Here is a 17,696-nt window from a genome sequence, read left to right on the forward strand (position 1 = left end):
CGGTAGGCCGTGAGCTATAGTGCAATTCGCAGGGCCGGCGCCTGTTCCCAATCTACTCCGCGGCTCCGCTTGGGGCCGAAGGCGGAACGAGACCATCGCCCACGGGTTTATTGAGCTCTCCAACCATAAGGACGCCCCATGAAAGTCGCCGACGTCATGACCGCTCAGGTCGCCACCGCCCGCCCGACCGACAGCGTCCGCAAGGTCGCCGGCGTCATGGCCAATGTCGATTCCGGCGCCGTGCCCGTGGTCGAGGAAGACCGGGTGATCGGCCTTGTCACTGACCGCGACATCGTCCTTCGGGTGATCGCCGTGGGTGGGAACCTCGACACGCCGGTTTCGGAGGTGATGACCCCCGACGTCCAGTCCTGCAGCGAGGATGACAATGTCGCCGACGCCGCCGCCCAGATGGCGAGCCACCAGATCCGCCGCCTCGTCGTCACCGGCGAAAAGGGCAAGCTGGTCGGCATCCTGTCCCTCGGCGATATCGCGCTCGACTACGGCGCCAAACAGGTCGGCAAGACCCTCGAGGAGATCAGTGAGCCCACGTCGGAGGTGACGCACTAACCCCTGATAACACCACAGGTAATGATTGAGTAACGGCCACGATCACACCGCAATCATGACCAAGCTTGCCCCCGCGCGTCGTGCGCGACATCGACGTCTGGGGGCAGGCCATGGAGAAGTTCGGCGTTCGCATCTACGGCCTTGGGGCCGTGATCCTCGGGCTTCTGAGCCTGATCTCGGTGGACTTCGCCATGCAGTGGCAGCCGGTTCCGAAGGGCGTTCCGGGCCATACGGTTCTGGCCTATGCCAGCGGCGCGGCGATGATGGCCGCCGGCGTCGCGGTCCAACTGCCCCGCTTGTCCCGCTTCGGCGCGGCGGCGCTCGGCCTCCTCTATTTCACCTGGGTGGTCCTGCTGCACGCCCCTCGTGTGGCGGCCCATCCCACCAATATCGGCGCCTGGAATGGTGTCGCCGAGATCTCGGCGCTCGCCATGGCGGGCCTGGTCGGCTTCGCCCTGCTCTGGAACAACACCGAGCGTGCGGCCGGGCTCTCCCGCGCCGGGCGGCTGGTGTTCGGCCTCTGTCCGCTGGTGTTCGGCCTAGCCCACTACACCTACGCCGAGTTCACCGCGTCGATGGTGCCGGCCTGGATTCCGCCGAACCAGCTCTTCTGGGCCTACGCCACCGGCACCTGCCACATCGCGGCCGCGCTCGGCATCCTCTCGGGCGTCCAGGCCAGGCTCGCCGCGCGGCTGCTCAGCGTGATGTTCGCGGGCTTCGTGGTCCTGCTGCACATCCCCAGGGTCTACGTCGACCCCGATAGCCGTCTCGAATGGACCATGATGGCCATCGCCATCAGCCTGACCGGCGCGGCCTGGTCGGTGGCGGACTCAATCGGCAGACGGCCGGCCAAAGCGGCCTTGAACCCGGCGGCGGAGGGACTATCCTGAAGGCTCCGGGCTGACGCGGGCGCCCGGGCAGACGGCTGGCCGTCCAAGACCCGCTCCTGAGAGTCCGGCTCCACGCCGGACAGGAGCGCGTGAGATGGCTGACGGCAATTCCCAATCCTGCAAGGTGGCGATCGTCTGGCGCGGCGACGCTCAGGCCCGGCGCGAGGCCACGCCCGCGACCAGCCGCCAAAGGGCGGTGTTCGAGGCCCTGGCTCGCCACGGCGTCGCCGCCGAGGCCTGCGTCTACGCCGAGGACACGATCGACGAGGTCCGCGCGCAACTGCTGCGGATGGACGGCGTCCTCGTCTGGGTCGATCCCATCTCCGGCGGCCAGCGGCGCGACATGCTGGACGAGGTCCTACGCGAGGTCTCGGCGGCAGGCGTCGTGGTCAGCGCCCATCCCGACGTCATCCTCAAGATGGGCGTCAAGGAGGTGCTCTATCGGACCCGCGACCTGGGCTGGGGCGCCGACACCCAGCTCTACGAGACCCGCGACGCCTTCGAGACCGAGTTCCCCGCGCGGCTGGAGGCCTCGGGCGCTCGGGTGCTGAAGCAGAACCGGGGCAATGGCGGCATCGGGGTCTGGAAGGTCGAGTTCCTCGACGCCGGCATGGCGCGCGTCCAGGAGGCGAGGGGCGAGGCCGAGCCCCGCATCCTGCCGCTGCGCGCCTTCCTCTACGAGTGCCGGGCCTATTTCGACGGCGGCGGCAAGCTGATCGACCAGGCCTTCCAGCCCCGCCTGCCGGAGGGGATGATCCGCTGCTACATGTCGGAGGACCTCGTCGTGGGCTTCGGACGCCAGATCATCCGCGGCCTGATGCCCGCCGACGCCGGCCCGCCAGGTCCCCGCATCATGTCGGGCCCCGGCCACCCCCCGTTCCAGGCCCTGCGCGCCCGAATGGAGGGCGACTGGACGCCCGCCATGGCCCGGCTGCTGGAGATCGAGGCCCTGCCGGTGATCTGGGACGCCGACTTCCTCTACGGCCCCAAGGACGCGGCTGGCGAGGACACCTATGTCCTGTGCGAGATCAATGTCAGCTCGGTGTTCCCCATCCCCGACGAAGCGCCTGAGGAGCTGGCCAGGGCGATGGCGCGGCGCGTCGGATCAAAACCAGAACGCGCCGCTGACTCCCGGACCCAAACCCGCTAATCGTTTCGGGTGAACGCGCTCTCCTCGAATCTCGACCTGGCCCCGGCCCTCGTCGTCCTGCCCGGCCCCCGCGCCGCGGCGGCCGATGCGACGCGGGCCGAGATGATCCGGGCGCCGGACGCGCGGGACCTGTTCGAGCACGGGCCGGTGCTGGTGGCCCATGCGTCCATGACCGCCAAGCGGCTGGGGCTGCACGCGCCGGGGCGCTCGCCCGGCCTGTTCGACGCCCTGGAGCTGTTCGCCTTCACGCGGCCCGCCAGGTTCTGCGCGCCCTCGGCGGCGGGCATGGCCCTGGCGCTGGGGCTGCCCGAGCCCAAGGGCGCGACCGCCCAGGCCGCGGCGTTACTGCAGGCTTGCCGGCTGCTGCTGGCCGAACTGGCCGCCTCGCCCGAGCCCAGCCGCGAGGAGGCCCTGGCCGTGGCCGAGACCCTGGCCCGCGCCGGCTGGGCCTGGGGGCTTGCGGTGGTCGCCGCCCTGCGCTCTGCCCCGGTGGGCAACCAGTTCCGCACCTCGGGCCTCGACGTCTGGAGCCGGATCGCCGAGTGGGAGGATTCGGCCCCGCCCGGCGAGGCGACCTCCAAGCCCTTCACGCCCGAACAGTCCTCCGCCCGCCTGGCCGAACTGCTGCAGCGCGCCGGCCTTGACGAGGCCCGTCCCGCCCAGTCGGAGTTCGCCGCCGAGGCCGCCTTTGCCTTCCAGCCGCGCGAGCGCGAGGGCGAGCCGCGCATGATGTTGGCCGAGGCCGGCACCGGCATCGGCAAGACCCTGGGCTACCTGGCGCCGGCCTCGCTGTGGGCCGAGGCCAACGGGCCGGCGGTCTGGGTCTCGACCTACACCCGCGCCCTGCAGCGGCAGATCGAGCGCGAGAGCCACGCCATCTATCCGGACCCCAAGGTTCGGGCGAAGAAGGCCGTGGTCCGCAAGGGGCGCGAGAACTATCTCTGCCTGCTGAATTTCCAGGACGTGGCCAACACCGCCCAGATGGGCGGGGCCGACCTGATCGGCATGGGCCTGGCCGCCCGCTGGGCGCGGGCCACCCGCGACGGCGACATGACCGGCGGCGACTTCCCGGCTTGGCTGCCCACCCTGTTCGCGGTGCCGCCCGCCGCCCAGGCCAGCTCCGCCAACCTGGTGGATCGGCGCGGCGAGTGCATCCACGCCGGCTGCTCCCATTACCGCACCTGTTTCGTGGAGAAGGCGATCCGGGGGTCGCGCAAGGCCGACCTGGTGATCGCCAACCACGCCCTGGTCCTGACCCAGGCCGCCTTCGACGGCGCCCGGGCGGCGCGGGGCTCCAAGGCCGACGGGGAGACCACCCAGCTCAAGCGCATCGTCTTCGACGAGGGCCACCACCTGTTCGACGCCGCCGACGCGGCCTTTTCCGCCGCGCTCTCCGGGGCGGAGTCGGCCGAGATGCGCCGCTGGATCCGCGGGCCGGAGGGGCGCGGCCGCCGGGGCCGGGGACTGGAAGCCCGCCTGATGGACATGCTGGGCGACCGCGAGGACGCGCGCCGGGCGTTGACGGATGCGTTGAACGCCGCGACCGCCTTGCCGGGTGAAGGTTGGTCCGGCCGCATCGCCCCGCCCAATGGCGAGGTGAACCCCATCGGGCCCATCGAGTCCTTCCTGGTGGCGATGATCGAGCAGCTTCGCGCGCGCTCGGCCGCCTCCGAGATCGGCATGGAGTGCGCCGCCCGGCCGGCGCTCGACCTGGTGCGCGTCACCGCCCGCGACGCGGCCGTGGCGCTGGCCAAGATCGAGGCCCCGCTGCTGGCCCTCGCCCGCCACCTGGAGGACCTGCTGGACGAGGAGGCCGCCCAGATCGTCACCAGCGACCGGGGCCGGATCGAGGGCGCCCTGCGCGGCCTCGACCGCCGCTGCCGCATGACCCTGCCGGCCTGGCGCTCGATGCTGCAGGCCATCGACGAGAACAGCGACGATGATCCCGACTTCGTCGACTGGTTCGACGCCACCTTCCTCTATGGCCGGGTGGTGGACGCCGCCAGCCGCCGCCACTGGGTCGATCCGACCGAGCCCCTGACCAACGCCGTCATCGCGCCGGCGCATGGGGTGCTGGTGACCAGCGCCACCCTGTCGGACTCCGCCCTGGACGATCCCTTCGCGCTCGCGGAGATGCGCACCGGCGCCGCGCGCCTGCCCGAGCGGCCCAAGACGCTGAAGCTCGCCTCGCCCTTCGACTATGCCGCCAACAGCCGGGCCTATGTGGTCACCGATGTCGGCCGCGACGACCCGCGCCAGGTGGCCGCGGCCATGCGCGAGCTGTTCCTGGCGGCCGGGGGCGGGGGCGTGGGCCTGTTCACCGCCATCCGCCGCCTGCGCGCGGTGCATGAGCGGATCGCCGCGCCTCTGGCCGACAAGGGCTTGGCGCTCTACGCCCAGCACGTGGACCCCCTGGAGGTCGGCGCTCTGGTCGACATCTTCCGGGCGGAGATGGACTCCTGCCTGCTGGGCACCGACGCCGTGCGGGACGGCGTCGACGTGCCGGGGCGCAGCCTGCGCCTGCTGGTTTTCGACCGGGTGCCGTGGCCCCGGCCCGACATCCTGCACAAGGCCCGCCGGGTCCGGTTCGGCGGCAAGACCTATGACGACAGCGTGGCCCGCAACCGCATCAGCCAGGCCTTCGGCCGCCTGATCCGCCGGGCCGACGACAAGGGCGTTTTCGTGATGCTGGACGCCTCGTCCCCGAGCCGCCTGTTCACCGGCCTGCCGCAGGGCGTGCGGGTGGATCGGCTTGGGCTGGTCGAGACCATCGAGGCGATCACCGAGTTCCTCGGGACGCCGGAGAGCTAGGGTCGATCATCAACCAGATGCTCCCCTGCTGGGGGAGCTGTCGGCGCAGCCGACTGAGGGGGACTTTGACGCTTGTTTGTGGGTTTCATCCCCCGCCGTCACGGCGCCGAAAGAGGCGACGCGCCACCTCCCCCTAACCGCGCTGCGCGCTGGGGGAGGATCTAGGCCGCCGCCTATGCCGCCCGAAGCTGCTCGAACAGGTCCGCCGGATGAGGCGAGCTATAGGCCGTGACGCCGAGTTCCTTGCGCAGAGCCTCCAGCGGCCGGTTCCAGATGGCTTCCCAGTCCAGACCGATCAGGGGCGGGGTCTCGCGGCCGTGGGTCCAGGCCGTGAGGATGGTGTCGAGGAACAGGGGCAGGGCCGCCGGCTGGGTCGCGGCGATCTTGGTGAGGACCACCGCCAGGAACATCGAGGAATAGTGGTGCCCGAACTGGGCCATCTGGAAGGCCGAGATCGCCACCTCGTGCAGGGCGGTCGTGCGGTAGCCGGCCAGTAGGTGCCAGAGGTCGTGGCACTGCAGGATGCGGGCGTTGAGATAGTCGAGCGGGGCGGGCAGGCCTGCGAGGCCCAGGGCTTCGCGGTCGAGCACTTCCAGATCGAAGCCGTTGTCGACGATCAGGGCGTGGAATTCGCCGCCCAGCGAGTCGCGCGGGCACCGCGCCAGGGTCTCCAGGGTGAACTTGCGCGGGTAGCCCGCCGCCGCGGCCTGAGCCACCCCGGCATAGGCGCCGGCCATGGCGGCGACGCGCAGGCTGAAGGCGGGGGCGAGCCGGCCGGCCAGGTCGGCGGTGCGGGCGGTGACGTCGAGCGCGTCCTTGCCCCCGACGGTGTCGAGGGCCCGGGCCCAGAACTCGGTCCAGAACTCAGGCGCCGGCTTATCGGTCCCGGCCGGGGCCTCGACCAGGAGCCCGCGAGGCTGCCAGCCCAGCCAGCCCACGGCCGCGCCGTCATAGATCGTGGTCAGGTGCTCCGGCGCGACGGCGGCGACGTGCACACACAGCGCGGCCAGTTGCAGCCCAGCCGGAGCTTCCCCGGCCTTCAGGGCCATGGCCAGCCGCTGGGCCTCGGCGGCGTCGCCGCCGCAGGTGGCCTGGTCCTCGAAGCGCTCTCGCGCCTGCGGGTCGATCATGGCCGCCTCCCTGACGCAGGCTGTTGAGGAGAGTGAGCCTACCATTCCCGAACGGAAATCAATCTGCCCCGCTTGCCAGGACTGACACCGGTGTCATTATGCGGCCAACCCAGACACCAGGGAGACTCCATGCTCGCGACCAGACGGCTCATCCTCGCGACCCTGGCCGCCGGTCTGGCGCTGCCGGCCCAGGCGGCCGATGGCCCCTCCCGCGCGCAGGTGCTGGCGGCCATGAAGCGGGCGACCGCCTTCATGACGGACAAGGCCGCCGTCCATGGCGGCTACGTCTGGTCCTACCTGCCGGACTTCTCGCGCCGCTGGGGGGAGCTGGAGGCCAAGCCGACCATGGTCTGGGTGCAGCCGCCGGGCACCGGGACCATGGGCCACCTGTTCCTCGACGCCTATCACGCCACCGGCGATGACTTTTACTACGCCGCCGCGACCCAGGCGGCCCAGGCCCTGATGGACGGCCAGCTCCCGTCCGGCGGCTGGAACTACCTGATCGACTTCGGCGGCGAGGCGTCCAAGGCCGACTGGTACGCCACCACCGGCGCCAACGCCTGGCGGATGGAGGAATTCCAGCACGACTGGAGCAACGGCACCTTCGACGACGCCGGGACTTCTGAGGCCATGCAATTCCTGCTGCGGCTCTATCTCGAGAAGCGCGATCCCCGCTTCAAGCCGGCCCTGGATCGCGCGGTCGGCTTCGTGCTGGACAGCCAGTATCCCAACGGCGGCTGGCCGCAGCGCTGGCCGGCCGGGCGGCCGTTCGCCGCCCATGGCGCGGACTATACGGGCCACATCACCTTCAATGACGACGTGGCCGGGGAGAACATCAAGTTCCTGGTCATGCTGAACCAGACCCTAGGCGATCCACGCGCGGCCGGCGCGATCCGCCGGGCCATGGATGTGTTCCTGATCACACAGCAACCGGCGCCCCAGGCCGGATGGGGCCTGCAGCACAGCCTGGCCGACCTCAAGCCCGTCGCCGCCCGCAGCTACGAGCCCAGGGCGTTGGCCACCCACACCACGGCGACCAATGTCGAGCAGCTCATGAACTTCTTCGAGCTGACCGGCGATCCGAAGTACCTGGCCCGCGTGCCCGAGGCTCTGGACTGGCTGGCCAAGGTCGCCCTGCCGGAACCCCGGAACGGCCGCACCCATCCGACCTTCATCGAGATCGGGACCGACCGGCCGCTCTATGTCCACCGCCGCGGCTCCAATGTCGTTAACGGCGCCTACTATGTGGACGGCAGTCCGGAGAAGACGCTGGGCCACTACGGCGCCTTCCGGGCGGTGAAGGTCGAGGCCCTGCGCAGGCGCTACGAGAAGCTCAAGGCCACGCCCCCCGATAAGCTGGCCGCGAACTCGCCCCTGACCCACAAGGGCCCGTTGCCGCGCTATTTCGCAAACCAGGATCTGGCGACCTCCGACCTCAACGGCGGCCAGTCCCTGGCCCCGCTCAAGGCCTCGCTCGAGGAAGCCGCACGCCTGGTGGCGGGCCTGAACGCGGAGGGTTGGTGGCCGACGCCCCTGGTCGCCACCAGCCATCCCTATAAGGGCCCGGGTCCCGCCACGCCGACACCGGGCGACTACGCGACGACTCATGGGGGCGACGCCTACGACACCTCGCCCTATCCCACCGACACCCCGGTCATGGGCATCTCGACCTCGGCCTTCATCAAGAACATGGGCCTGTTGATCGGGCAGTTGGACGCGGGCGGGTAGGGTTCGGGCTCAGTAGGGTGACGTCACGATCCTTCTCACCTTGCCGGAGAAGGTGGCCCCGCAGGGGGTCGGATGAGGGGTCTCACCGCCCTCCCGATTCGGACCGTGAGTGACGCCCGCTTGGCGACGCGCCGCTTCCTGCACGCTGTTGGCTAAACCCGTTCAGTCCAGAGTAGCTTTCCGCCCTCACAGATTTCGACCCGGAGGCCATGGCTCGTAGCCATGCAACGGGCGCGGGATACGCTCGCCCGTGGATGGCCGATAAGCGCCGTCCGGTTTCAACCGCTCCTCATCACGCAACCGTTCTATCCGCAAGCGCTCGATGGGGTCGCTCGTCCGTTCAAGGAGCAGCCTGAAGAGTTCGATGTTGGATTGCCGTAGCTCGCTGGGCGTCATTGCGACTGCCCTCATAGGCAAGAAAACGACACCCTCATTAGGGCATGGCGGAGCGCTTCGTTCCCTCCGCCAACTCGCCTTTCACGTTTAGGCGCCTTGCATCGGCTCCGAAGCGGGCGTTGCATCGGACTTGGAGGCGTCGGCTTCCGTGCGGACGCCCCGTTCACGGAGGACAGGTCATGGGTAAGCGTGATCCTGGCTCGGTACGCACCATCGCTCTTGTGGGAGCGGCCGGAGCCGGCAAGACGACTCTTCTCGAAGCCATGCTGTTTGCGAGCGGCGCCATCGCCCGTCAGGGCGAGGTCGGCGCTTCCAGCGTCGGCGATGCGACCCCCGAGGCGCGTGCGCGCGGCCAGTCGGTGGAGCTGAACCTGGCGGGCTTCGAGTTCATGGGCGACCGCTATGCGGTCATCGATTGCCCCGGCTCGACGGAGTTCGCCGCCGCAGAGGACCTGGTGCTCCCCGCCGTCGACCTGGTGGTGGTGGTGGCCGATCCGCATCCGGGCCGCGCGGCCCTGCTGCAGCCGATCTTCAAGGAACTGGAGCGGCTGGGCGTGCCCCGCGCGGTGTTCGTCAACAAGATCGATCAGGCGCGCGGACCGCTGGACGCCTTCATGGCCGCGCTTGGTCCGGCCAGCGCCGCCCCCGTGGTGGCTCGCCAGATCCCGCTGATCGACAAGGAGCACGTCACCGGCTTCGTCGATCTGGCGCTGGAGCGCGCCTACATCTACCGGCCCGGCCAACCCTCGCAGATCGTCGACCTGCCGCAGGACGTGGCCGAGCTGGAGGCTGAGGCCCGGTTCCACATGCTGGAGCAGATGGCCGACTACGACGACGCCCTGATGGAGCAACTCCTCTCCGATCTCACCCCCAGCCGGGACCTGGTGTTCGCTGACCTGGTGGCCGAGATGAACCAGGGCCAGATCGTGCCGGTGTTCTTCGGCTCGGCCTCCAACGGCTTTGGGGTGCGCCGGCTGCTGAAGGCCCTGCGCCACGAGACGCCCGAGGTCTCCCAGGCCGCCGCGCGGCTGGGGCTGGACGGCCCCTGCGCCTATGTCTTCAAGACCTCCTACGCCGGCCAGGCGGGCAAGCTCTCCTACGCCCGCATCCTGGGCGGGTCCCTGAAGGACGGCGAGGAGCTGACCGCCTCGAACGGCGAGCGCAGCCGGGCGGGCGGGCTGTTCACGGTGAGCGGCGGCGCGACCAAGAAGGTCGATCACGCGGCGGCCGGCGACGTCATCGCCATCGCCAAGATCGAGGCCGCCCGGGCGGGCCAGGTGCTTTCCTTCGACGGCAAGGCGCGCACGCCGCAGCTCAACTTCCGTGAGCCGCTGCACCTCTATGCGATGGCGGTGGCGGCCAAGGACCGCAAGGACGACGTGCGGATGTCGGCGGCGCTCACCAAGCTCGCCGAGGAGGATCCGACCCTGCGTATGGTGCTCGATCCGGAGACCCAGGAGACCCTGATCTTCGGCCAGGGCGAGGCCCATGTGCAGGTGACCCTGGAGCGCCTGCGCCGGCGATTCAACGTGGAGGCGGCGACCACGGCGCCCAAGATCTCGTATCGGGAGTCGATCCGCAAAGGCGTCACCCAGCGCGGGCGCCACAAGAAGCAGACCGGCGGCCACGGCCAGTTCGGCGACGTGGTCATCGAGATCAAGCCGCTGCCGCGGGGCTCCGGCTTCGCCTTCTCGCAGAGGATCACCGGTGGGGTGGTGCCCAAGCAGTGGATCCCGGCTGTGGAGCAGGGCGTGCGCGACGCCATGCAGAAGGGGCCGCTGGGCTTCCCGGTGACCGACGTGGAGGTGGTGTTGACCGACGGCTCCTATCACAGCGTCGACTCCTCCGAGATGGCCTTCCGCCAGGCCGGACGTCTGGCCATGAGCGAGGGCCTCGCCGTCTGCGGGGCCTATCTGCTCGAGCCGGTGGAGAAGCTGCACATCAACGCGCCGTCCGCCAGCACCTCCAAGATCACCCAGGCGATCTCCGCCCGGCGTGGCCAGATCCTCGGCTTCACCCCCCGCGAGGGCTGGTCCGGCTGGGACGAGATCGAGGTCTGCCTGCCGCGCCACGAGCGCCAGGAGCTGATCGCCGAGCTGCGCGGCCTGACCCAGGGCCTGGGCGACTTCACCGCCGAGTTCGACCACATGGCCGAGCTCACGGGTCGCCTGGCCGAGGAGGTAAGCCGCAGCGCCGCGGCTTAGTCGCCGGCGCCGGGGCGGGCCTAGTGCTTGCCCCGGTCGCGGCCGAAGTTGGGCTCGGCGCTTTCCTGGCCAGCCGCGATGATGCCGCGGCGGATTTCGCGGGTCCGCGTGAAGAGTTCGTGCAGCTTGTCGGCCTCGCCCCAGCGGATAGCGCGCGACAGGGCCTGGAGGTCCTCGGTAAAGCGGCCCAAGATCTCCAGCACCGCGTCCTTGTTGGCCACGAACACGTCGCGCCACATGGTGGGATCCGAGGCGGCGATGCGGGTGAAGTCTCGGAAGCCGCCAGCGGAGTACTTCATCACCTCCGCTTGGGTGACCTCCTCCATATCGGCGGCGGTGCCGACGATGTTGTAGGCGATCAGGTGGGGTAGGTGGCTGGTGACGGCCAGGACCAGGTCATGATGGCGGTCGTCCATCTGTTCGACGTTGGCGCCCAGCGACCGCCAGAACTCGGCGAGGCGGCCGACCGCCTCCAGATAGGCGTCGTCCTGGCGCGGCTGCGGCGTCAGGATCACCCAGCGGTTCTCGAACAGTTCGGCCAGGCCCGCGTCAGGCCCGGAGTGCTCCGTGCCGGCGATGGGGTGGCCCGGGATGACGAAGACGTTGTCGGGCAGGGCCGCGGCCAGGGCCACGGCGACCGAGCCCTTGACCGATCCGACGTCGGTGGCCGTGGCGCCTGGCTTCATGGCGGCGGCGGCGGCCTTCGCGGCTTCGCCCATGGCCAGCACGGGCACGGCGAACAGCACCAGGTCGGCGTCGGCCACGGCTTCGGCGATATCGCCGGTGACGAGGTCGGCGAAACCCAGCTCCACGATCCGGGCGCGGTGCGCGGCGCTGGCGTCCGCCACGGCCACATGCTCGACCACGCCGCGTTCGCGGGCGGCGCGGATCACCGACGAGCCGATCAGGCCGCAACCGATCACCGCAATCTTCGGATAGGTCACGTCCGTCACGCCGCTCAGCCCTTCATGAAGTCGGACAGCGCCTCGACCACGGCGCGATTGTGCTCTTCCAGGCCGATGGTCACCCGCAGGTGGTCGGGCAGGCCGTAGCCGCCGACACCCCGGACGATCAGCCCGCGCGAGGCTAGGAAGGCCTCGGCCTCCCTAGCGGTCTTGCCGGGCGTCTTGGGGAAGCCGACCAGCACGAAGTTCGCGGCCGACGGCACGACATCGAGGCCGAGTCCGCCCAGTTGCTGGTTCAGCCAGGCCCGCCCGCGCTCGACCAGGGCCAGGGAGCGCTCCTGGAACTCGGTGTCGCCCAGGGCCGCGACGGCGGCGAGCTGGGCCGGGATGTTGACGTTGAAGGGCAGGCGGATGCGGTCGACAGCGCCCGCCATCTCGGCGGGCATGTAGCCCCAGCCCACCCGCAGGGCGGCCAGGCCGTGCAGTTTCGAGAATGTGCGGGTCACCACGACGTTCTCGAACTCGCGCACCATGCTCATCCCGTCCTCGAAGGCCGGGTCGTTGGCGAACTCGGCATAGGCGCCGTCCAGCACCAGCACGACGCTGGGGGGCAGGGCCGCGTGCAGGCGGCGGATCTCTGAGCCCGGAATCCAGGTTCCGGTTGGGTTGGCCGGGTTGGCGATGAACACTAGGCGTGTGCGGCTGTCGACCTGCTTCAGCAGCTCGTCGACGTCGATGCGGTAGTCGGGCTCGCGGGCGGTGCGCACCTGCGCCTGGCAGGCCCGTGCGCCGATGGCGTAGGCGCCGAAGCCGAACTCGCCCTGCACGATGTTGTCGCCGGGCTCCAGGAAGGCCTGGTTCAGGAGCTGGAATATCTCGTCCGAGCCGCAGCCGAACAGCAGGCGCTCCGGCTCCAGGCCATAGGTCTCGCATAGGGCGTCGCGCAGGACGGTGGTGCGCCCGTCGGGGTACATGTGCAGCTGGTCGACAGCCGAGCCGAAGGCCTCGCGGGCCTTGGGGCTGGAGCCCAGGATGTTCTCGTTGGCCGACAGCTTCAGGGGATGCTCGACGCCGTCGATCTTCGATTTGCCCGGCACATAGGGGGCGATCTCGAGGATGCCGGCCTTGGGCGTGGGCCGGGGCGCGGCGGCGCGGTCGATGACGATATCGGACATGGGTCCCAACGGTGGCGGAGGAAGCTTGGCCCGCTCTTACACGTCGAAGGGCGCAGGCGCAGCCCCGATCACGCCGGAAAGTCGGCCCGGTGCGCGGGCCAGGCGCTCGTCGCCCTCCTGGTAGAAGCCCATCAGGGCGAAGAGCTTGAGGCCGCCGACCTCGGCGATCAGGTCGCCGGCGACACCGTCGCGGCCCAGGGCCTCCTCGATGGCGGCGCTGCTGCCCGGCGCGTCGGTGACCCAGAAGGTCCGGTCGTCGCCCGTGGGTTCGACCTCGACCTGGGCCACCGCCAGGCTCGATTGCGGACCCCAGGCGACGAGGCAGGGCAGGGCCGCGAACACCCGCAGCTTCGGCTCGGCCAGCAACCGGCCCCACCAGGGGGTGTCTCCGGCCAGGGCCAGGATCGCCACGCCGCCCTGCGACCGGGCCGCGCCGATGGCGTCCTCGGCCTTGGCGGCGACCTTGAGCAGCGGCGCGGCGCCGAACCGCAGGCGCGCGGCCTCGACGATGCGGGAGGGATCGCGGCCGCCCCAGACGGCGAGGTGGAAGGGACCCTGGCGCGAGAGGCTGTCGCCGATTAGCTCGCGCCACAGCCGGACCACCAGGCTGGGCCGGGCGGCGTCGCGCGGCGTGGCCAGCAGCTTGCGCAGCAGTTGGGTCTCGCGGCCGGGGCGCAGGCCGAACTTGTCGCCGTCGCCGGCGGCGGCCTTGGCGGCGGCGACCTGCACCGCCAGCGCGGCGCGTTCGTCGACCAGGGCCAGCAGGGCGGCGTCGATCGCGTCGATGCGCGCGCGCACAACGTCCAGCGACGGCGCAGCGGGCTTGGGATCGGCGTCGGCCATTTTGTCCCCCGAAAACGAAGGTTTGGCGCTTAGGTCATTGCGGCGGAGCGTGCAATAGGCCCGAACGCCGCAAAAAAGTTGCAGCGGAAACCGGTTGGCGGCGCCGGCCGCCCGACCACGCGCTGGTTCGTCCGCCTGGACGACGCTTACGACCCATGCCAGCACTTCGCCTCCGACGTTGGGGAGGCCTTTCGTGCGCGCAGATCGCAGACAGTTCCTGAGCCTGGCCGGCGGCGGCGGATTGGCCCTGGCCACCGGCCTTCCCGCCCTGGCCCAGGCCGACGGCCTGGCGCCGATGACCGGCGGCGTCGTCCCGATCAGCCGGGCCGAACGCCTGGCCCGGATGGCCAAGGCGCAGGGCCTGATGAAGGCCCAGGGCCTTTCGGCCCTGGTCGTGGAGCCCGGCGCCGCGCTCACCTACTTCACCGGCGTGCGGTGGAACCGCAGCGAGCGGGTCACCGCCGCGATCATCCCCGTCGAGGACGATCTGTTGATCGTAACGCCCCACTTCGAGGAGCCGTCGATCCGCGAGACCCTGGCCGTGCCCGCCGAGGTCCGCGTCTGGCAGGAGGACGAGAACCCCGCCGCTGTGGTCGCCGGCTGGCTGAAGGAACGCAAGCTCGCCGCCGGCAAGATCGGGGTCGAGGAGACGGTGCGGTTCTTCGTCAGCGACGGCCTGGCCCGCTTGCTTCCGGGCGCCAGGATTGTCTCCGGCGCGCCGGTGGTGCGCGGCTGCCGGATGATCAAGTCGCCGGCCGAGATCGCCCTGATGCAGACGGCCAGCGACATCACTATCGCGGCCTATCGCTACACCTGGCCGAAGATCGAGAAGGGCATGACGCCCCGCGACATCGGCGCGATCATGAACCGCGCGACCGCGGCGCTCGGCGGCGATCCGGAATTCGAGTTGATCCTGCTGGGCGAGGCCAGCGCCTATCCGCACGGCTCGGGCAAGCCCCAGACGGTTGGCGAGGGCGAGGTGGTGTTGATGGACTGCGGCTGCACTGTGGAAGGCTACCAGTCCGACATTTCGCGCACCTTCGTGTTCGGCGAGCCGACGAGGAAGCAGCGCCAGGTGTGGGAGCATGTCCGTCGCGGCCAGCAGATCGCCTTCGAGACCGCCCAGGTCGGGGTCGCCGCCGGCGCGGTCGACGACGCGGTCAGGGCCTATTACGAGCCGCTGGGCTACGGCCCGCGCTATCGCCTGCCCGGCCTCTCCCACCGCACCGGCCATGGCATCGGCCTGGACGGCCACGAGCCAGTCAACTTCGTGCACGGCGAGGCGACGAAGCTCGCGCCGGGCATGTGCCTGTCCGATGAACCGGGCCTCTACCTGCCCGGCGAGTTCGGTGTGCGGCTGGAGGACTGCCTGCACATGACGCCGGGCGGCCCGAAATGGTTCTCGGTCCCGCCGCCGTCCCTGGACAAGCCGTTCGGCTAATACACCTTGGGCGCGGGGCCGATGGCGACGGGGCCGAGCGTGGTCTGGCCGGCCTGGAAGGTTATCGTGGCCTGGGCGACGTCGCCGGCGCCCTGACGCGCGGCGGCCACGGCGGCGGCGGCCAGCGCCGCCTCCGGCCGTATCATCCCGGTCTGGGCCATGGCCGTCAGGGCCTGAGGCGCCTCCCGAAGCGTGACGTTCAGCGAGCCTGACAGCCGGCCGTCATAACCGACGCCGAGGGTGCCGGCCTGGGCGCCGACCACCGCCGACCCCGCCGTCAGTCCGGCCTGGCGCACGTTCATGACGCCGCCAGCCCCGTTCCAGGCCTTCACCGCCGAGGGCCAGTCGGCGCCCGTGAAGGCGCTCATCTTGGTGAGGGTTGAGTCCCAGACCATGGAGACCGGCCGATCTCCAGCGATCCGCGCGAACAGGCCCGACAGCCGGGCCTTGCCGTTGTCGACCCGGAACAGCACGGCGCCCTGGTCGTCCGGACCGGCGCGCAGATGGGTCTCGACCTTGTCGGCGGCGATGAGCGCGAAGGGCTGCGCGCCGGGCGCGGGGGTGAAGGTGAGCTTCCGCCCCTCGAAGGAGAGGTTGGGCGGATGCTTGTCCAGGTGCGAGAGGCTGGCGTGCAGAAGTTCGCCGTTCACCCTCACCGGGCCGCCGATCGGCCGCACGAAATCGAAGCCGTCGGGGGTCGCCAGCACCCAGGTTCCCAGGGCGTGGACATAGGCCTGGGTCTCCAGCCGCGGCGTGGTCAGCGCCCAGCCGGAAGGCTCGCGGACGCTGGCCTCCAGCAGGGTGACGTTCAACCGGAAGGGATAGCCGGTGATCCGCCGTTCCTTCCAGTCGACCTGGTAGCCGGCGTCGCGCAGGGTCTGGGCGCCCGCATCCATCCGCAGCCGCGTCTCGCGGTGCAGGTAGAGCCAGAAGCCGCTCCACACGACGGCTGCGGCGAAGGCGACCAGGAACGGCGCGTACAGACCCATGCGTCCGCGTTTGCGGGGCGGGTCCGGATCGGGCACAGGAGGGGCGGGCGGAATGGGTGTTGCGCGGCGGGCCATGTCGGTTGAGCGGTGGGTCTTTGGTTACGGGTCACTGATGTGGCGTCCGGGGTTTGCGTTCCAGGAGCGCCAGCCTGCGACCCTACACGGGCGAAGGCGGGCGTTCTGCATCTATTCGGTGCACCATCGCGGCACCTATCAACGCCCCGGCCTGGTCCTGGGGCTCGCGCCCGGCGGCGCGGTGCGCGGGGCGGCCTATCGGATCGCCGAGGCCGACTGGCCCGAGGTCTACGCCTATCTCCGTGAGCGTGAACAGCCGACCGAGACCTATGTGGAGGGGGCGGGGAACATCCGCCTGGCCGACGGCCGGCGAGTAGCAACCCTGGTGTTCTTCTCCGACGTCCATCACCCGCAGTGGGCCGGCGCGCTCTCCCTCGAACGCCAGGCCGAGCTGATCGCCGGGGCGACCGGGCTGTCGGGCCGAAACGTCGAATACCTGCGCGACCTGGTGGAGCACCTGCGCGAGGAGGGGGTGCGCGACCACGCCATGGAGATCCTGCTGGCCATGGTCGAGGCCCGGGAGCTGGCGGGGCGGTGACTCATCCCTCCTCCTTGTGGGGAGGGCAGACCGCGCAGCGGTCGAGGGTGGGGAAGCCGGAAGCTTCCGCGCACCTGCCGGACTTCCCCACCCTGGCGGCTTCGCCGCCGGTCCCTCCCCATAAAGAGGAGGGAAGAGAAGCTACAGCTCCAGCAGCTTGTTCGACGCTGTCTCGATGCGGTCTTGCAGCAGGCGCATGAACTCCGCCCGCTTCAGGCCGGGCGCGATGGGTTCGAGGTATTCGAAGACGATGGTCCCCGGCTTGCGCAGGAAGCCGTGCTTGGGCCAGTGAACGCCGGAGTTGGTGGCCACCGGATGCACCGGTACGTCGATCTCGCGATAGAGGGCCGCGACGCCCGGCTTGTAGTCGGGCGCCGCGCCGGGCGCGGTGCGGGTGCCTTCCGGGAAGATCAGCAGCTGGCGGTCGTCGACGAAGCGCTTCTTGGAGTCGCGGATCAGCTTGCGCAGGGCGGTGGCGTGGCCGCCGCGGTCGACGACGATCATTTGCGCCCGCATGGCCCACCAGCTGAAGAAGGGGATCCACATGAGCTCCTTCTTGGTGACGAAGCAGGCGTCCGGCAGCCAGGAGAACTGGGCGAAGACGTCGAACATGCACTGGTGCTTGGAGGCGACCAGGGCCGCGCCCCTGGGCATGTGCTGCTTGCCGCGCACCTCGACCTTGATGCCGCAGCAGAGCTCCAGCAGCCAGACGATGCCTTTTCCCCAGACGCCGATCAGGGTCATCGTCCAGGCGCGCGGGCCGAACAGCACCGGCGACAGGCCGACGGCGACGAAGATCGACCACAGATAGAACAGGATCACGAAGACGAGGGAGCGCAAGGTCGTCAAAGAGG

14 protein-coding genes are annotated in these 17,696 nt (G+C 70.3%); 8 read left to right on the plus strand and 6 right to left on the minus strand.

The annotated features are described in order from the left end of the window. Positions 1 to 138 precede the first annotated feature (138 nt). The 4 genes from Q8Q77_RS13910 (at position 139) to Q8Q77_RS13925 (ending at position 5,418) form a co-directional block, all read left to right on the plus strand. Positions 139 to 567: a CBS domain-containing protein gene (locus Q8Q77_RS13910; RefSeq protein WP_305584207.1), complete on the plus strand. Its 429-nt coding sequence runs from the start codon at positions 139 to 141 to the stop codon at positions 565 to 567. Between the two features lie 65 nt (positions 568 to 632). Beyond that, positions 633 to 1,457, plus strand: coding sequence for a DoxX family membrane protein (locus Q8Q77_RS13915; protein ID WP_305584209.1), 825 nt, complete (start codon positions 633 to 635; stop codon positions 1,455 to 1,457). A gap of 94 nt (positions 1,458 to 1,551) precedes the next feature. After that, positions 1,552 to 2,607 carry a Cj0069 family protein gene (locus Q8Q77_RS13920; protein WP_305584210.1) on the plus strand — a complete coding sequence of 352 codons (1,056 nt, stop codon included), beginning with the start codon at positions 1,552 to 1,554 and terminating at the stop codon, positions 2,605 to 2,607. Positions 2,608 to 2,709: 102 nt separating this feature from the next. Next, positions 2,710 to 5,418: an ATP-dependent DNA helicase gene (locus Q8Q77_RS13925; protein WP_305584273.1), complete on the plus strand. Its 2,709-nt coding sequence runs from the start codon at positions 2,710 to 2,712 to the stop codon at positions 5,416 to 5,418. 173 nt (positions 5,419 to 5,591) lie between these two features. Here Q8Q77_RS13925 and Q8Q77_RS13930 read toward each other — a convergent pair whose 3' ends face one another. Next, the gene (locus tag Q8Q77_RS13930; RefSeq protein WP_305584211.1) at positions 5,592 to 6,548 is read right to left on the minus strand and encodes a Coq4 family protein; all 957 of its coding nucleotides are present in this window, start codon (positions 6,546 to 6,548) and stop codon (positions 5,592 to 5,594) included. 129 nt (positions 6,549 to 6,677) lie between these two features. On the opposite strand from Q8Q77_RS13930, the gene Q8Q77_RS13935 reads away from it, so the two are divergent. Together Q8Q77_RS13935 and Q8Q77_RS13940 are read left to right on the plus strand one after the other, a co-directional pair. Further along, positions 6,678 to 8,276 carry a pectate lyase gene (locus tag Q8Q77_RS13935; protein ID WP_305584212.1) on the plus strand — a complete coding sequence of 533 codons (1,599 nt, stop codon included), beginning with the start codon at positions 6,678 to 6,680 and terminating at the stop codon, positions 8,274 to 8,276. A 575-nt stretch (positions 8,277 to 8,851) separates the two neighbouring features. Then, a complete protein-coding gene (locus Q8Q77_RS13940) occupies positions 8,852 to 10,876 on the plus strand; it encodes an elongation factor G (protein ID WP_305584213.1) in 2,025 nt (674 codons plus the stop codon). Between the two features lie 20 nt (positions 10,877 to 10,896). On the opposite strand, the gene Q8Q77_RS13945 is transcribed toward Q8Q77_RS13940, so the two are convergent. From Q8Q77_RS13945 to Q8Q77_RS13955, 3 genes are read right to left on the minus strand one after another with little or no spacing between them, the layout of a single operon-like run. Then, on the minus strand, positions 10,897 to 11,829 hold the full coding sequence (locus Q8Q77_RS13945) for a prephenate/arogenate dehydrogenase family protein (RefSeq protein ID WP_305584214.1): 933 nt from the start codon (positions 11,827 to 11,829) through the stop codon (positions 10,897 to 10,899). Between the two features lie 5 nt (positions 11,830 to 11,834). Continuing rightward, the gene (gene hisC, locus Q8Q77_RS13950; RefSeq protein ID WP_305584215.1) at positions 11,835 to 12,956 is read right to left on the minus strand and encodes a histidinol-phosphate transaminase; all 1,122 of its coding nucleotides are present in this window, start codon (positions 12,954 to 12,956) and stop codon (positions 11,835 to 11,837) included. A 36-nt stretch (positions 12,957 to 12,992) separates the two neighbouring features. Then, positions 12,993 to 13,799, minus strand: coding sequence for a chorismate mutase (locus tag Q8Q77_RS13955; RefSeq protein WP_305584216.1), 807 nt, complete (start codon positions 13,797 to 13,799; stop codon positions 12,993 to 12,995). A 193-nt stretch (positions 13,800 to 13,992) separates the two neighbouring features. On the opposite strand from Q8Q77_RS13955, the gene Q8Q77_RS13960 reads away from it, so the two are divergent. Continuing rightward, a complete protein-coding gene (locus tag Q8Q77_RS13960; protein WP_305584217.1) occupies positions 13,993 to 15,240 on the plus strand; it encodes a Xaa-Pro peptidase family protein in 1,248 nt (415 codons plus the stop codon). Here the strand turns inward: Q8Q77_RS13960 and Q8Q77_RS13965 are convergent. Continuing rightward, positions 15,237 to 16,229 (minus strand): DUF2125 domain-containing protein, encoded by a 993-nt coding sequence (locus tag Q8Q77_RS13965; RefSeq protein WP_305584218.1) that lies wholly within the window; start codon positions 16,227 to 16,229, stop codon positions 15,237 to 15,239. The two genes, Q8Q77_RS13960 and Q8Q77_RS13965, sit on opposite strands and share 4 nt — an antisense overlap. Before the next feature lie 73 nt (positions 16,230 to 16,302). On the opposite strand from Q8Q77_RS13965, the gene Q8Q77_RS13970 reads away from it, so the two are divergent. Then, positions 16,303 to 16,842: a gamma-glutamylcyclotransferase gene (locus Q8Q77_RS13970; RefSeq protein ID WP_305584220.1), complete on the plus strand. Its 540-nt coding sequence runs from the start codon at positions 16,303 to 16,305 to the stop codon at positions 16,840 to 16,842. A gap of 141 nt (positions 16,843 to 16,983) precedes the next feature. Here Q8Q77_RS13970 and Q8Q77_RS13975 read toward each other — a convergent pair whose 3' ends face one another. Then, the gene (locus Q8Q77_RS13975) at positions 16,984 to 17,691 is read right to left on the minus strand and encodes a 1-acyl-sn-glycerol-3-phosphate acyltransferase (RefSeq protein ID WP_305584221.1); all 708 of its coding nucleotides are present in this window, start codon (positions 17,689 to 17,691) and stop codon (positions 16,984 to 16,986) included. Positions 17,692 to 17,696: the final 5 nt, after the last annotated feature.

The sequence above is a fragment of the Phenylobacterium sp. genome, assembly GCF_030698145.1.
Taxonomy (GTDB): Bacteria; Pseudomonadota; Alphaproteobacteria; order Caulobacterales; family Caulobacteraceae; genus Phenylobacterium.

What these genes read in the sequence shown, in the direction of transcription:
- Q8Q77_RS13910 (WP_305584207.1), top strand. Translation starts at nt 139, where the DNA reads ATGAAAGTCGCCGACGTCATGACCGCTCAGGTCGCCACCGCCCGCCCG.
- Q8Q77_RS13920 (WP_305584210.1), top strand. Translation starts at nt 1,552, where the DNA reads ATGGCTGACGGCAATTCCCAATCCTGCAAGGTGGCGATCGTCTGGCGC.
- Q8Q77_RS13925 (WP_305584273.1), top strand. Translation starts at nt 2,710, where the DNA reads ATGATCCGGGCGCCGGACGCGCGGGACCTGTTCGAGCACGGGCCGGTG.
- Q8Q77_RS13930 (WP_305584211.1), bottom strand. Translation starts at nt 6,548, where the DNA reads ATGATCGACCCGCAGGCGCGAGAGCGCTTCGAGGACCAGGCCACCTGC.
- Q8Q77_RS13935 (WP_305584212.1), top strand. Translation starts at nt 6,678, where the DNA reads ATGCTCGCGACCAGACGGCTCATCCTCGCGACCCTGGCCGCCGGTCTG.
- Q8Q77_RS13940 (WP_305584213.1), top strand. Translation starts at nt 8,852, where the DNA reads ATGGGTAAGCGTGATCCTGGCTCGGTACGCACCATCGCTCTTGTGGGA.
- hisC (WP_305584215.1), bottom strand. Translation starts at nt 12,956, where the DNA reads ATGTCCGATATCGTCATCGACCGCGCCGCCGCGCCCCGGCCCACGCCC.
- Q8Q77_RS13955 (WP_305584216.1), bottom strand. Translation starts at nt 13,799, where the DNA reads ATGGCCGACGCCGATCCCAAGCCCGCTGCGCCGTCGCTGGACGTTGTG.
- Q8Q77_RS13965 (WP_305584218.1), bottom strand. Translation starts at nt 16,229, where the DNA reads ATGGGTCTGTACGCGCCGTTCCTGGTCGCCTTCGCCGCAGCCGTCGTG.
- Q8Q77_RS13970 (WP_305584220.1), top strand. Translation starts at nt 16,303, where the DNA reads ATGTCGGTTGAGCGGTGGGTCTTTGGTTACGGGTCACTGATGTGGCGT.